Raw genomic sequence first — 12,633 nt, forward strand, 5'->3', positions numbered from 1 at the left:
TTTCAATCTTTCTGAGGTTCACATTTCGGAGCGATGACTTCGATCATTGCAGGCCCATCTAAAGCGACAGTTTCGCGCAACGCCTGCGCGACAGCCTGTGGTTCGGCCGGAACCTTGGTGAATGGAATGCCAAAAGACTTGGCTGATGCAGAAAAATTCGGGGGCGAAGGATCACAACCTATGACGGTCACACCCACATCCCGCATCGACGCGGCAATTTCCTGATATCCATGATTGTTCCAGATCACGAAGGTGACCGGCAGGTTTTCATCTGCTGCGGCCATGATTTCAGGCAATGAAAACTGTGCACCTCCATCGCCGACAATGCAGATCGCCCTTGCTGTCGGATCGGCGATCGACGCGCCGATGGCAGCGGGTATCCCGTAGCCGAGCGCGCCATATCCCGTTGCTGCGTTGAACCAACCTCCGGCCCGGTCGTGGTCGTAGAAAAGATTGCCGGCATAAATTGGTTGGGTTGAGTCTCCGACCATCAATGCATTCGGAACTGCCGAGCGAATGGCGTTCAGGATTTCGACCTGATGGCGATAGTCCGGACCAATTTCCTCCCAGGCGGCGCGGCGTGTTTTGCTGGCGCGTTCGGCACCGTCGTCTTGCTTTGCCTCATTGGACAATGCCCCAAACAGCGCCGGTACAACCAAATTGACGTCACCTTGAATGGTAAGCGCTGCCTCATGTCGCGCCAGTTGATCGCTGCAGCGATCCACCCGGATCAGGCCTGACCTTCCTGCAAATTGTTCGGTGGCGTACATGTCATAGTCGGTTGGCCCCAATTCGGTTCCCAAAGCCAAAACGCAATCAGCGCTTTCTATCAGCTCGCGTACTGCTTTGAGGCTGGGGCTGGCCGGAACGGTCAGTGGATGTCCGTGCATCAGGCCCCGTGCGTTGACGGTTTGCACGACGGGGGCATCGAGAGTTTCAGCCAATGTCTGTAAATCGGTTTCCGCTTTTTTCGCGCCACCACCCGCCAGAATGACAACTCTATTTGCTTCAGCCAGTTGCCTTGACGCTTGTGAGATTAAGTCTGGATTGACCGGGGGTGCTGGATCGAGCGTCTCGACTGGTGTTTTTTGATATTTTTCTGCTGCTACATCCAACGGGACCTCTATATGCACCGGCCCTGGGCGACCGTTGGTAAGGTCGTGAAAAACACGGTCCAAGACCGGGTCCAGAGCGTTGGAGTCGGGAACTTGTTCTGACACCAACGCAACTGTTCTGGCCAGCCCCAGTTGGTCTGGCAATTCATGCAGATGTCCCAAGCCCTTGCCAAGTGAAGCGGTTTTATTGACACCAGAGACCACCAACATCGGAATTGAATCAGCGCGCGCCTGCGCCATCGGTGTCAAGGTGTTGGTCAATCCGGGGCCGGTGATCACAAAGGTCACACCCGGTTTCCCCGAAACACGCGCGTAGCCATCAGCCATGAAACCAGCACCCTGTTCATGCCTGGGCGTGATATGACGAATGCCCGAAGCCGCAAGACCGCGGTAAAGTTCGACCGTGTGAACGCCCGGAATTCCGAAGACGCAGGTCACATCTCTTTGGCGAAGCTTGGCAACCAAAGCTTCACCGATTGTCATTCCGCTCATGCAACCTCGCGTGATTTGCTGTTGGCGTGATCAATGATGCGAGAAACCGCTTTGGCAAAATCGGCGTCACTAATCGTCAGCGCGACCCGGACCCAGTCTTTCAGACCGTTGCCAAAGGCGGACCCTGGCATGACAGCCACCCCGGCCTGCAACAGATCCCACGCATAATCTTCGCCATCAAACCCGGTGGCAGAAACGTTGATGAGGGCGAACATTCCCGCCTCTGGGCGATGAACCGTCATATCCGTTTCTGCTTCAAGACGATCGGCCAGCAGGGTGGCGCGGCCAGAGAAGCGAGCGGCCATGCCGGGGGCAACCTCGGACCCGTCGCGGATTGCCTTTTCGGTCATGTCCGCGATGAAGGGCTGATTGCCAAAGAGCATTGTTTCGGAATACGGCAGCAGCGCTTCACAAAACGCTGCTGGTCCGACACACCAACCGCTACGAAACCCTGGGGCAGCATGTGATTTCGAGATGGATGATACACCTATGACACGATCCGCCAGTTTCGGGTCTGCCAATGGTGAAGCAAATTCGGCCTCGTCAAAGATCAGTTCTTCATAGACCTCGTCCGAGATGATCCATAAATCGTGCGCCATGGCGAGCTGCCCGATTTCGGCAATTTCCGCGGTAGTCAGAATTGCACCTGTCGGGTTGTGTGGCGTTGTCAGAAGAATGGCGCGGCTGCGTGGAGTGATGCGTGCAGCAATATCTTCGGCTTGCATGCGAAACCCGTGCTCTGGCCGAAGCGGCACAGGCACCATATCCGCCCCGGATGCACGCACGACTCCTTCGTATGTCGCGTACATCGGATCACCAACCAAAACCTCGTCTCCGGCCTCTGCAATCCCGGACATCACTGCGAAAAGGGCGGTTTGCGTCCCGGGAAAGCACAAAAAGTTCTCGGGTCCGAAGGGCCGCCCACGAGAGGCTGAATAGCGAGAAGCAAGCGCGTCAAGCAGTCCGGCTTCACCGCGCCCGTTGGAATACCCTGTCCGTTGTGCCCGCAAGGAGGTTACGGTGGCTTCTACCAATGCGGCTGGCACGGGCACATCCGGTTCTCCAATCGTCATTTCGACGATATCCGCTCCGGCTTTGATAAGGTCACGTGCTTTCAGGTGTACACCCCATTTGGCACCACCCAACCCCTCTAAACGCACAGTCACAGATGTTGTCTTCATGGCTGCTCCGCCTCTTTGTTTAATGGTATCCCCAGGATGGCGCTCACGGAGTCCAAGCCGATCCGCGCCAGTTGCCCTTCGGAAAACGCGTCCGGAAGCGCACCGCCTTCCAGCCAAAGGCCGTCGATTACCGCGTTGCAAGCAATGGCCAGTTGCGTTGCCTCCGTTGCAGCAACTGAACGTCCGGTTTCCAGCAATGCGGCGACGATCAGCTCCTCGAGGTGACCCCGGAAATAGTTATAGGTCTGCTGGTGAATGCGCTGCATTTTTGAATCATGTTGCACCTTGTTCAGAAAGCTGGCCCACAACGCCACGGCGCTTGGATCAACGATTGGTGGTCGTAGCGACGCGTCAACGAAGTTGGTCAACTGAGATACTGCGCTGCCCGTTCCTGACGAAGCTGCTGTCTGATCGGTTAGCGTATTCATGTGGTGCTCATACGCCGCCTGGACCAACTCTTCCTTTGAAGAGAAATAATGACGGATCAACCCTTGGGTCACGTTCGCGCGGGCTGCAATCTCACGCACCGTGGCACCGCGGACGCCCATCTCGGCGATCAGGTCCAAAGTCGCCAATATTAGCGCCTCGCGCCGAAACTCAGCAGACTCACGTTTAAATTTGCGGCTGTCGTCCTGCACGTCAGTGTCATCCATGGCATGGAGTTATTATACACTTGCATAATTGCGAGATTCGAGGCTTACTGCAAGCTGAAATCAGAAGATTGTTAGATATGGACACAGCCGAAGCAGCATCAACCACACCCGAAGCCACTGCGTCCATTGAGGCGATAAAGATTGAGGACCTGCACAAATCCTTTGGTGCGCTAGAGGTCCTGAAGGGTGTCTCCCTGACTGCCAACAAGGGGGACGTTGTCGCAATCATCGGGGGGTCAGGCTCGGGCAAATCCACCATGCTGCGCTGTATCAACTTCTTGGAAACGCCGAGCTCGGGAAAAATCACCATAGGCGGTGAATTGGTTGAAATGCACGCCGATGGTAGCCCCGCGAACCGCCGCCAGATCGAGCGTATCCGAACGCGGCTGGCAATGGTTTTTCAGCAGTTCAATCTGTGGACGCATCGCACGCTTCTGGAGAACGTGATCGAAGTGCCGATACATGTCCTAAAGGTGCCAAAGGCAGAGGCTATCTCGCGGGCGCACGACCTGTTGAAAAGGGTAGGGCTTGGTGACAAGGCCGACACCTTTCCGGCCTATCTATCTGGCGGTCAGCAACAGCGCGCCGCCATTGCCCGTGCGCTTGCCGTAGATCCTTCGGTGATGCTTTTCGATGAGCCCACATCGGCGCTGGACCCCGAGTTGGTCGGCGAAGTTTTGAACGTGATCCGTGATCTCGCTGGTGAAGGACGCACCATGCTGCTCGTCACCCATGAAATGAAATTTGCGCGCGAAGTTGCCAGCCACGTTGTCTATCTTTTCGAAGGCCGCATTGAAGAGCAGGGTCCACCTGCCGAGGTCTTCGGTAATCCAAAATCAGAGCGGTTGAGGCAGTTCCTCAGCTCGGTCGCCTGATTCAGTCAAAACAAACTAATGAACCAAAAAGGGAGTAACAAAATGAACCTTAAGAAACTGCTTGCGTCCGGAGTTGCCGCCGCCATCCTTTCAGTTGGTGTCGCCAGTGCCGAAGAGGTCAAGATCGGTATCGCGGCTGAACCTTATCCACCATTCGCTTCGCTTGACAGCTCAGGCAACTGGGTTGGATGGGAGATCGATGTTATCAATGCTGTCTGTGCCGCTGCCGAACTGGACTGTGTTATAACGCCTGTAGCCTGGGATGGTATCATCCCATCGCTGACCGGGCAGCAAATCGACGCCATCATGGCCTCTATGTCGATCACCGAGGAGCGGCTGAAAACCATTGATTTCAGCGATCCTTACTACAACACACCCGCTGTGATCGTTGCGGACAAATCGATGGATATCGAAGCGACACCAGAGTCGCTGGCGGGTAAAGTTGTCGGCATACAGGCTTCGACCATCCACCAGGCCTATGCGCAGGAATATTTCAAGGATGCTGAACTGCGGGTTTATCAGACACAGGATGAGGCCAATCAGGACCTGTTCGCAGGCCGTATTGATGCAACTCAAGCAGACAGCATCGCCATGGCCGACTTTGTAAACTCGGATGCGGGCGCTTGCTGTGAAATTAAAGGCGCCGTTGCAGATGATCCCGCTATTCTGGGACGCGGCGTTGGGGCTGGCGTGCGCAAAGGGCAAGATGACCTGCGTGAGGCGCTGAACAAAGGCATCGCCGCAATTCTTGCCGATGGCACGCACGAGAAGATCACATCGAACTATTTCTCGGCCAGCATTTACTAAGCCGCTACTGTGAACGGACTGTTGGATTCACTTGGATTGGCGCAGAGCGCAGAGCTTTTGTCGCTCTCGCCGCCGGGATGGGGGGCCAATCTGCTGCGCGGATTGTCCCACTCATTGCAGATTGCTTTCGGCGCTTACGCCCTCGGTCTCGTGATCGGATTGTTCGGAGCTTACGGCAAACTCTATGGCGGGAAGGTCACGCGCGATCTTCTCGCCATCTACACGACGGTGATCCGGGCCGTGCCCGAGCTGGTCCTGATCCTGATCCTGTATTACGTGGGATCTGACATCATAAACAAAATCTCCGCCGCAATGGGCGGGGGTCGGGTTGAGGTCAGTGGTGTTGGCGCAGGCATATGGGTGCTGGGTGTTGTCCAGGGCGCTTACGCGACCGAGATTTTGCGCGGCGCAATTCAGGCGGTTCCGCCCGGTCAGATCGAAGCCGCCAAATCCTACGGGATGCCCGCCTTCATGACCATGCGCCGCGTGACAATCCCGGCCATGATGAGCTTCGCCGTGCCAGGTCTTGCCAACCTGTGGCTGATTGCAACCAAAGATACCGCGTTGCTCGCTGTTGTGGGTTTCAACGAGCTGACACTGGAAACCCGCCAGGCTGCAAGCAGTACACGCGCCTATTTTACTTTCTTTCTGGCAGCGGGATTTCTTTATCTCATGGTTACGCTGTGTTCGGGCGGCATCTTCGCTCGGATTGAGAAATGGGCGCGTCGCGGCCAACCCTCTCTGAAGGGAGGGGGCAGATGATTGATTTCAGATCTTTGATGCAACCACATCGCATTGTGATGATGCTGATATTCGCTGGAATCGTTGTCTGGTGCGCCGTCTCTCTTCAGTGGGACTGGATCCCGAAATATGCGCCGCTCGCCCTTCAGGGCATTTGGACGACAATCTGGCTGTTGGTGGTCACCGTAGTTTTGGGTTTCCTACTCGCCGTTCCTCTTGGATTGGCACAGGCGGTTGGGCCTTGGTATCTTGCCGCCCCGGCCAAGGCATTTTGCACTATCATCCGCGGCACACCGCTGCTGCTGCAACTCTGGTTATTGTATTATGGGCTTGGGTCTTTGTTTCCGCAGTTCCCCTGGATACGCTCTTCCGAGTTGTGGCCCTATTTGCGACAGGCCTGGCCATATGCAGTACTGGCGCTGACGTTGTCCTATGCCGGCTACGAAGGAGAGGTGATGCGCGGTGCCTTCAAAGGGGTCGCCAAGGGTCAGCTTGAGGCAGCCAAGGCATTTGGCATGCCACGTTTCACCATGTTTCGCCGTATCTGGTTGCCGCAGGCTATCCGCAACGTCCTGCCGACATTGGGCGGTGAAACCATATTACAACTCAAAGCAACTCCTTTGGTTGCGACGATCACTGTCGTCGACATTTACGCCGTGTCTTCACGTGTGCGCTCCGACACTTTCATTATTTACGAGCCGCTCATCCTGTTGGCCGTATTCTATATTCTCGTCGCGGGCGTGATCGCATTTGGTTTCCACTGGCTGGAAGTAAAGGTTCTTGGTACTGGAAACCGCAATGGCGGTATCAGTTAGTATTGCCAGCAGCGGATGGGGATCCATGTGCTGAAAGTCGGCTCCGACAAATGCTTCGAGCTCAAAGCACTCTGTGCTGCAACTTGCGTTCAGGTTAGCTGAGTTCTGATGGCTGACATCAATATCAGGCCATACTGGAATGGTGCGCAATTATATCTCTGCGCACCAATCCCGGCCGGTTCCGTTCACAGCTCTACAACAACTTTTCCGACCGCCGCTCCGTTTGTCAGGTGCTCATAGGCTGCATCGACATTGGTCCACCCAAGCCTCTGTTCGTCAACAATTGGTTTGAGTTGGCACGCATCCGCCATTTCCGCCAGAGTTTTCAGGATGTCACCATGGGATTGACGCCCGACATCATGCATCATCGGGATCAGCATGAAGACGACGTGCAGAGACAGACCTTTGAAATGCACAGGTGTCAGATCAATCTCGACCATCGCGACGGTTGAGGCGACATGGCCATTGAGCTTGGCCGCTTCGAACGAGTTCGTCATGTTAGGCCCACCCACGCTATCAAACACCACATCGAAGCCCACGCCATCAGTGTGTTCGGCCACGTAGTCCTCGACCTTTTGGGTTGTGAAATCCAACGGGCGCGCACCGAGACCCTCGATGAGGGCTAACTGATCCGCTCCACGACCTGTTGCCGACACGGTTGCGCCAAGGTGGCGCGCAACTTGAACGGCAACATGACCAACGCCACCGGCACCGCCTTGAACCAGAACGGTCTGCCCTTCGCCGACACCGGCGCGGGTCAATCCTTCGTAGGCGGTGATGCCTACGAGAGGCAGCGCCGCGGCCTCTCGCATGCTCAGCGTCTTGGGTTTGTGTGCAATCAGGCGGGCATCCGCCTTGATGTACTCGGCTAGCGAACCATGGAGGTCCATCAAACCACCAGCGCAGCCATACACTTCATCACCTATGGAAAAACCTCTAACACCTTCGCCAACGGCGGTGATTGTGCCAGCAAAATCCATGCCAAGGACCGCGGGCAAATTGGGGGACAGAGGTAGATCCGCGCCCATGCTTCGGATCATTGTATCGACGGTATTGACGCTGGCCGCGGCCACTTTGACGACTACATGCCCAGACGTTGCGACCGGGTCGGGCATTTCCACAAGCTCGAACGGTGCATCGGGTCCGTAGGCGTTCAGAACCATAGCTTTCATTGGGATATTCCTTTTTTAGCGAAGTGTCAGGCGCGGCTTTGAACAGCGCACGCCTGACGTGATCATTGTGTTGGAGGACGGATCAGTTGATATCCTGAACCTGCATAACCAGATCGCCCCACTTGCGCTGGTTTTCGATGTCGTGTTCCAGACCCTGTTCATCCGCGATGGTGAACCGTTTGACCGCCGGGGTTTTGCTTGTGGCCTGATACAGCCAATAGGCTTCGGCCTTCAGCGCTTCATCAATGGGTTTGTCGATGGATTCATAGACCATCTGCTTGCAGGCATTGATCGACTCTGCCGGGAATTTTGCGATCCGCTCGGCGAGCGCTGTCACATACGGGCCAATCTCATCTGGCTCCAAAGCCTTGTTTATGGTGCCCAGACGTTCTGCATCATCCGCATCGTAGTCTTGTGCGCTCAGGATGATCTCAAGCGCTTTTCCAAGGCCGGTTTGACGTGCCATGCGCGAAGCACCGCCGCCGCAAGGCAGGATGCCCATTCCAACTTCCATCTGCATGAACTTGTACTTACCCCGCGCCGCAAATCGCATGTCGAGCGCCAACGCCAACTCGTGTCCGCCACCACGTGCGAACCCTTCCAGCTTTGCGATGGTGGCTTGTGGCACCTTGCTGATCCGCTCGCAGACCGATTGAAGGTCCAAAAGCTGTGCGTCCTCCCGGGATACGGCCTCAGTCGACATATCCTTGAGCAGCTCGGTATCGTAGTGGCAGACCCAGATTTCCGGGTTGGCGGACTGAAAGATCACGACCTTGGTTTCGCGGTCTCGCTCTAGCCGCATGGCCAGACTGTTGAGGTCGGCCAGCATTTCCTGGCCTTGCACGTTTACGGTGCCAAAGTTGAATGTGACTGTTGCGATGCCGTTTTCAACAGCAACGTCAAAGGTTTGAAAGTTCTCATATTTCATCAGACAGTCCTTTCTTGGGCCTCGACGCGGCACACGCGAGGGGTAAGGGAGGTTAAAGTTGGAAGCGCGTCTGGATTTAGTGCAGCGCGGGTCAGTTGGTCTGGTTAATCAAACCTCTGATCGAGTTCATGACGTCGGCAACATGTGCTTTGTCCAGTGCTGCGGCATGTGGATTCGCGAAGGCACCGCTGTCATTGTCAAAATAGGCACCTGACGCATCAGCGAACCGATCACCCAATGCTGCGTCAATCAGGATATCAGCGCCGATGTTCATATCGTTCCCGGCTAGGCCGAATCCTTCTTTCACCATCTTTGAGGCCAACAGCGATCCCGGATTTACCGCGACCATGACGGGTGCATCGGACAGAGATTTGGCCCATTCCCGGGTCCAGATGGTGATCGCCAGCTTGCTTTGCGCATAAGCCTCCATATCAGCCAGCGGGACACTACCCTCCAGTGCATTAATATTCACCGGGGCCTGCGCTGCCGATGACAGGTTCACGACGCGCCCGGCGGCGGGAATGATCGGCATCAGCAATTCTGTGAGCAGATAGGGTGCGAGTGTGTTGACGACAAAGCGGATGTCCTGCCCATTCGCAAGCACGGTTTGCGGAGCTTTCAGCACACCTGCATTGTTGATCAACACGTCCAGTTTGTCATGTTTGGCCTTTACGCTCTCAGCCAGTTCTCGCACTGCGGACAGATCGCTCAGATCAGCGCTATAAGTTTCGACATCGCCGCCGACTTCGGAGGCCGCGCTGTCCAATTTGGAGGTACTGCGTCCATGCAGAAGTACTTTGTGTCCATCGGCGGCCAGCTTCTTTGCCGTGAGCAAACCAATGCCGTCGGTTGAACCTGTAATGAGTATAGTCTTGGTCATTGATCTGATCCTTTAGGAAAAGTCGGGCAGTACGGTATCTGCCAAGTGTTCGAGGGTCGTATCGATGGGCGCTTGATTGAACCGTAGGTTCAGTGCAACGTGATTGACCCCAAGCGTTTCTATTTCACGTAGATAGCTACGCAGGAAATCGGTGCCAGACTGAAACCCAAGATGGATCGGGCGCGGTGGTGCGGCGTGATTGGCAACGACATCGATATACAGGGATTGCATGACTGGCTTGTCTGGCTGGCCCGCTTCCTTCCCGCGCCTCCGATAGTCCGCAATAACCTGCCTCTGGGCAGTCGCATTGCGCGGATAGGTCATCCAACCATCGCCGTTCTGCGCCACCCAATCGGGGGATTGCTGGCTACCACCCGTAATGATCATCGGCAGGCGGGTCCCATGCGGCTTTGGCAGCAGGTCAATCCCGCCAGACAGCGTACCCTGAGCACTTTCACGCTCGGGATAATCCGATCCAACGGCGCGGATGTAGTCAAAGCTGTCGCGGAAACGTGCCCCGCGGTCATCATAGCTCTGGTTCATAGCCGGATACTCCTCAGGCCGGTCCCCGGAGGCTACACCCAAGAGCAACCGTCCGCCCGAGAGCACATCCGCGCTCGCCGCCGCCTTGGCTACATGAGCGGGGTGACGCAATGGCAGGATCACGCTCGCCGTTCCAAGGGCAATTCGGTCCGTTACCGCAGCAAGCGCACCCAGATAGACAAATGGATCGAAAATCTGTCCTGCATCACCAAAGCTTGGAACGTTGAATGGCACGTCGCGCAGCCAAAGTGATGCAAACCCGAGGTTCTCCGCTTTCCGAGCCGCTTCCAGATGATCCCGAAGCGTCGGCTCTGCACCGACTGCATATGCTTCGAGCGGCAACACTAGGCCAACGCTCAGCCGTCCCGGTCGAAATACCCGATTATAGGCCACGTTGATTTGGGCAAAATCAGCAGGCTGCATTTTATCCAACATGTCCGGCTCTCCTTTAAAAGCGCACCAATGTGCGGCTCTCGATGCTTTTGCGAATGGTGTTGACGTTTGAATCTTCGACCATATCCAGCGCACTATGCGCGATCGACGGAGCACCTCGATTGTCATAGATGTTGAAGATCGCGACCTCATCCGGCGTCATCTTCGATTGATAAATCCACTCATGCCTGGGGTTTCCTACCAGCCCCATTATTTGCCCATTGCGGTCGGGATAGATCAGGTCCAGTAAGATCCAGTCAGACGGTTCAACTGATGACGGGCGAACAAAGCCCAGGGGTGCTGAGTTGATAGGATGATTCACAGGGCGCCACACATTAACAAAAGCATAGTGACCGCGCGCCCACTCCGCTGCGGCCTCGGCACCCAAAAGATCGACAAGCCGCTGTTCGGCTCCGTCCTTGCTATAGTCACTGTGGACGTTGCGCGCGGGTTTGCGCGTCGCTCCTGGGTCATCTATCCGAACCGTGTGATCAAAAACCACAACCTCGCGCGCACCTAACTTGTTCGAGAGCATTGCCGTTAGCTCCGCATCGTATGTCGGTTTCCAGACCTCGCCGGTAAAATCTTGTATCTGCGTTTCCAGCAGCGCGAACTCAACAGCATCAGACTCGAATGTAACTGTGTTGCTCGTGGTGCGGGCATCTGTCAATGCAACAGCCGTGCTGGCCAGTTCGGGCGAAATCAAATTACCAGCAATCCCGCCTGCATCTAGTTCAAAGGCTTGCCGCCAGGGCTTGTGAACGTGGTAGTTGACAGTGGCTGTCCGCGTCATCTGCGTCTCCTTCCCATGCCGAGTTGCATCCATGAAGGGGATTTAACGCTAATCTATTTGCGTATAAACTGCCCATTCATGGATTGAAAATTCGGGTTTGCGATATAATGGGGCTTGATACAGACGCGCTGAGATTGTTTGTAGCGGCGGCAGAAAGGCTGAACATCAGTGCGGCGGGGCGCGCTTTGGGCATGGCTCCAGCTGTCTCGAGCGCAAAGCTTGCCAAGTTGGAGCAAAGCCTGGGTTCCGAACTGTTACATCGCACAACGCGCAAGGTGTCGCTGTCTGTTGAAGGTGCCGATTTCCTGCCCTTCGCCCGAGAGATTATTGCGCAGGAAGAGGCAGCACTTACGGCGTTGGGCAAACAAACAGCGACCATCCGCGGTACATTGCGCTTCGCTGCGCCCAGCACCTTTGCTCAGCTCTACATTGCTCCAATCCTGCCGAAATTTCTTCAACAGCACCCCGATCTGACGCTCGATTTGCGCCTGTCGGATGTGCAGTTCGATCTTATCGAGGGGAGTTACGACCTTGCACTAAGAAATGCGCCGCTTGTCGACACCAGCCTGAAAGGCCGAAAATTGGCTGATGACCGACGCATACTGTGCGCTGCGCCGCACTATCTTGACACATACGGCACACCCAAAACACCTGCCGATCTGAAAAGCCACCACCTGATCGCTTTCCAAAATCGCCAATTGCGCACGCTAACGGGAAAGGCAGGTGAGAAAGCCGGATTTGACCCAGCGATGGCTAAGGGTCAATTGATCATAGACGACGGCCAAAGCCAGGTCTGCGCCACTCTGGCCGGCGCCGGAATATCCCTAAACGCACTATGGAGCGTGTATGATCACCTGAAATCGGGCCGGTTGTTGCAAATTCTGCCAGACTTTGAGGCTACGGAAGACAATGTTTTATGGCTTATCTATCCCAAGTCCAACGTATTATCCCCCAAAGTTCGGGTATTCATGGATTTTCTGATCGCAGAGATTGGCTCAAATCCACCTTGGGAAACATGATCCCAATATTGGTCAAGCGCGCCTTAAGACATCACGGCACTAGTTTCGAGAAATGCACGGGCAGGACATGCCTTGTACAATAGCAATAGCAAGGTTTGCCCAGCGGTTAATGAGTTCGCGTGAACGCGGCCAACGCGCTTGTAGCGAGTGACATGTACGACGAGCTGCATCGGAGCATCTTGACGGT

Annotated in this window: 13 protein-coding genes; 5 read left to right on the plus strand and 8 right to left on the minus strand. The window is 55.6% G+C overall.

Translation table 11 applies throughout. The annotated features are described in order from the left end of the window. Positions 1 to 2: 2 nt before the first annotated feature. The 3 genes from ACR0AU_RS07315 to ACR0AU_RS07325 are packed head-to-tail and all read right to left on the minus strand — an operon-like array spanning position 3 to position 3,441. Positions 3 to 1,607 (minus strand): 5-guanidino-2-oxopentanoate decarboxylase, encoded by a 1,605-nt coding sequence (locus ACR0AU_RS07315; RefSeq protein WP_480795480.1) that lies wholly within the window; start codon positions 1,605 to 1,607, stop codon positions 3 to 5. Continuing rightward, the gene (locus ACR0AU_RS07320; RefSeq protein ID WP_480795481.1) at positions 1,604 to 2,788 is read right to left on the minus strand and encodes a pyridoxal phosphate-dependent aminotransferase; all 1,185 of its coding nucleotides are present in this window, start codon (positions 2,786 to 2,788) and stop codon (positions 1,604 to 1,606) included. The genes ACR0AU_RS07315 and ACR0AU_RS07320 overlap by 4 nt, the downstream gene beginning before the upstream one ends. After that, a complete protein-coding gene (locus ACR0AU_RS07325; RefSeq protein ID WP_480438950.1) occupies positions 2,785 to 3,441 on the minus strand; it encodes a TetR/AcrR family transcriptional regulator in 657 nt (218 codons plus the stop codon). The genes ACR0AU_RS07320 and ACR0AU_RS07325 overlap by 4 nt, the downstream gene beginning before the upstream one ends. A 77-nt stretch (positions 3,442 to 3,518) precedes the next feature. Here ACR0AU_RS07325 and ACR0AU_RS07330 point away from each other — a divergent pair, with 77 nt between their 5' ends. The 4 genes from ACR0AU_RS07330 to ACR0AU_RS07345 are packed head-to-tail and all read left to right on the plus strand — an operon-like array spanning position 3,519 to position 6,679. Then, complete coding sequence (locus ACR0AU_RS07330) at positions 3,519 to 4,316, plus strand: ABC transporter ATP-binding protein (RefSeq protein ID WP_480795482.1); 798 nt, start codon at positions 3,519 to 3,521, stop codon at positions 4,314 to 4,316. A 42-nt stretch (positions 4,317 to 4,358) separates the two neighbouring features. Next, on the plus strand, positions 4,359 to 5,123 hold the full coding sequence (locus ACR0AU_RS07335) for a transporter substrate-binding domain-containing protein (protein WP_170394204.1): 765 nt from the start codon (positions 4,359 to 4,361) through the stop codon (positions 5,121 to 5,123). 9 nt (positions 5,124 to 5,132) lie between these two features. After that, positions 5,133 to 5,885: an ABC transporter permease gene (locus ACR0AU_RS07340; protein ID WP_170423024.1), complete on the plus strand. Its 753-nt coding sequence runs from the start codon at positions 5,133 to 5,135 to the stop codon at positions 5,883 to 5,885. Beyond that, the gene (locus ACR0AU_RS07345; protein ID WP_170625582.1) at positions 5,882 to 6,679 is read left to right on the plus strand and encodes an ABC transporter permease; all 798 of its coding nucleotides are present in this window, start codon (positions 5,882 to 5,884) and stop codon (positions 6,677 to 6,679) included. Before ACR0AU_RS07340 ends, ACR0AU_RS07345 begins: the two co-directional genes overlap by 4 nt. Before the next feature lie 185 nt (positions 6,680 to 6,864). On the opposite strand, the gene ACR0AU_RS07350 is transcribed toward ACR0AU_RS07345, so the two are convergent. From ACR0AU_RS07350 to ACR0AU_RS07370, 5 genes are all read right to left on the minus strand, one after another. After that, positions 6,865 to 7,851 carry a zinc-dependent alcohol dehydrogenase family protein gene (locus ACR0AU_RS07350; RefSeq protein ID WP_480795483.1) on the minus strand — a complete coding sequence of 329 codons (987 nt, stop codon included), beginning with the start codon at positions 7,849 to 7,851 and terminating at the stop codon, positions 6,865 to 6,867. An 82-nt stretch (positions 7,852 to 7,933) separates the two neighbouring features. Further along, on the minus strand, positions 7,934 to 8,779 hold the full coding sequence (locus ACR0AU_RS07355) for an enoyl-CoA hydratase/isomerase family protein (RefSeq protein WP_170394211.1): 846 nt from the start codon (positions 8,777 to 8,779) through the stop codon (positions 7,934 to 7,936). Positions 8,780 to 8,870: 91 nt separating this feature from the next. After that, positions 8,871 to 9,659 (minus strand): SDR family NAD(P)-dependent oxidoreductase, encoded by a 789-nt coding sequence (locus ACR0AU_RS07360; RefSeq protein ID WP_170509410.1) that lies wholly within the window; start codon positions 9,657 to 9,659, stop codon positions 8,871 to 8,873. Positions 9,660 to 9,671: 12 nt separating this feature from the next. After that, positions 9,672 to 10,637: an LLM class oxidoreductase gene (locus ACR0AU_RS07365; RefSeq protein WP_170732675.1), complete on the minus strand. Its 966-nt coding sequence runs from the start codon at positions 10,635 to 10,637 to the stop codon at positions 9,672 to 9,674. Positions 10,638 to 10,650: 13 nt separating this feature from the next. Next, a complete protein-coding gene (locus ACR0AU_RS07370) occupies positions 10,651 to 11,427 on the minus strand; it encodes a CmcJ/NvfI family oxidoreductase (protein WP_480795484.1) in 777 nt (258 codons plus the stop codon). A gap of 107 nt (positions 11,428 to 11,534) precedes the next feature. Between ACR0AU_RS07370 and ACR0AU_RS07375 the strand changes: the two genes are divergently transcribed. Next, complete coding sequence (locus ACR0AU_RS07375) at positions 11,535 to 12,446, plus strand: LysR family transcriptional regulator (protein WP_170509419.1); 912 nt, start codon at positions 11,535 to 11,537, stop codon at positions 12,444 to 12,446. The last annotated feature ends 187 nt before the right edge of the window (positions 12,447 to 12,633 follow it).

It is taken from the genome of Ruegeria sp. CG1, from assembly GCF_056537265.1.

Bases quoted from the DNA above. Each gene is read 5' to 3' on its own strand.
- ACR0AU_RS07315 (WP_480795480.1), bottom strand. From the start codon at position 1,607: ATGAGCGGAATGACAATCGGTGAAGCTTTGGTTGCCAAGCTTCGCCAA.
- ACR0AU_RS07320 (WP_480795481.1), bottom strand. From the start codon at position 2,788: ATGAAGACAACATCTGTGACTGTGCGTTTAGAGGGGTTGGGTGGTGCC.
- ACR0AU_RS07325 (WP_480438950.1), bottom strand. From the start codon at position 3,441: ATGGATGACACTGACGTGCAGGACGACAGCCGCAAATTTAAACGTGAG.
- ACR0AU_RS07330 (WP_480795482.1), top strand. From the start codon at position 3,519: ATGGACACAGCCGAAGCAGCATCAACCACACCCGAAGCCACTGCGTCC.
- ACR0AU_RS07335 (WP_170394204.1), top strand. From the start codon at position 4,359: ATGAACCTTAAGAAACTGCTTGCGTCCGGAGTTGCCGCCGCCATCCTT.
- ACR0AU_RS07345 (WP_170625582.1), top strand. From the start codon at position 5,882: ATGATTGATTTCAGATCTTTGATGCAACCACATCGCATTGTGATGATG.
- ACR0AU_RS07350 (WP_480795483.1), bottom strand. From the start codon at position 7,851: ATGAAAGCTATGGTTCTGAACGCCTACGGACCCGATGCACCGTTCGAG.
- ACR0AU_RS07355 (WP_170394211.1), bottom strand. From the start codon at position 8,779: ATGAAATATGAGAACTTTCAAACCTTTGACGTTGCTGTTGAAAACGGC.
- ACR0AU_RS07360 (WP_170509410.1), bottom strand. From the start codon at position 9,659: ATGACCAAGACTATACTCATTACAGGTTCAACCGACGGCATTGGTTTG.
- ACR0AU_RS07365 (WP_170732675.1), bottom strand. From the start codon at position 10,637: ATGTTGGATAAAATGCAGCCTGCTGATTTTGCCCAAATCAACGTGGCC.
- ACR0AU_RS07370 (WP_480795484.1), bottom strand. From the start codon at position 11,427: ATGACGCGGACAGCCACTGTCAACTACCACGTTCACAAGCCCTGGCGG.
- ACR0AU_RS07375 (WP_170509419.1), top strand. From the start codon at position 11,535: ATGGGGCTTGATACAGACGCGCTGAGATTGTTTGTAGCGGCGGCAGAA.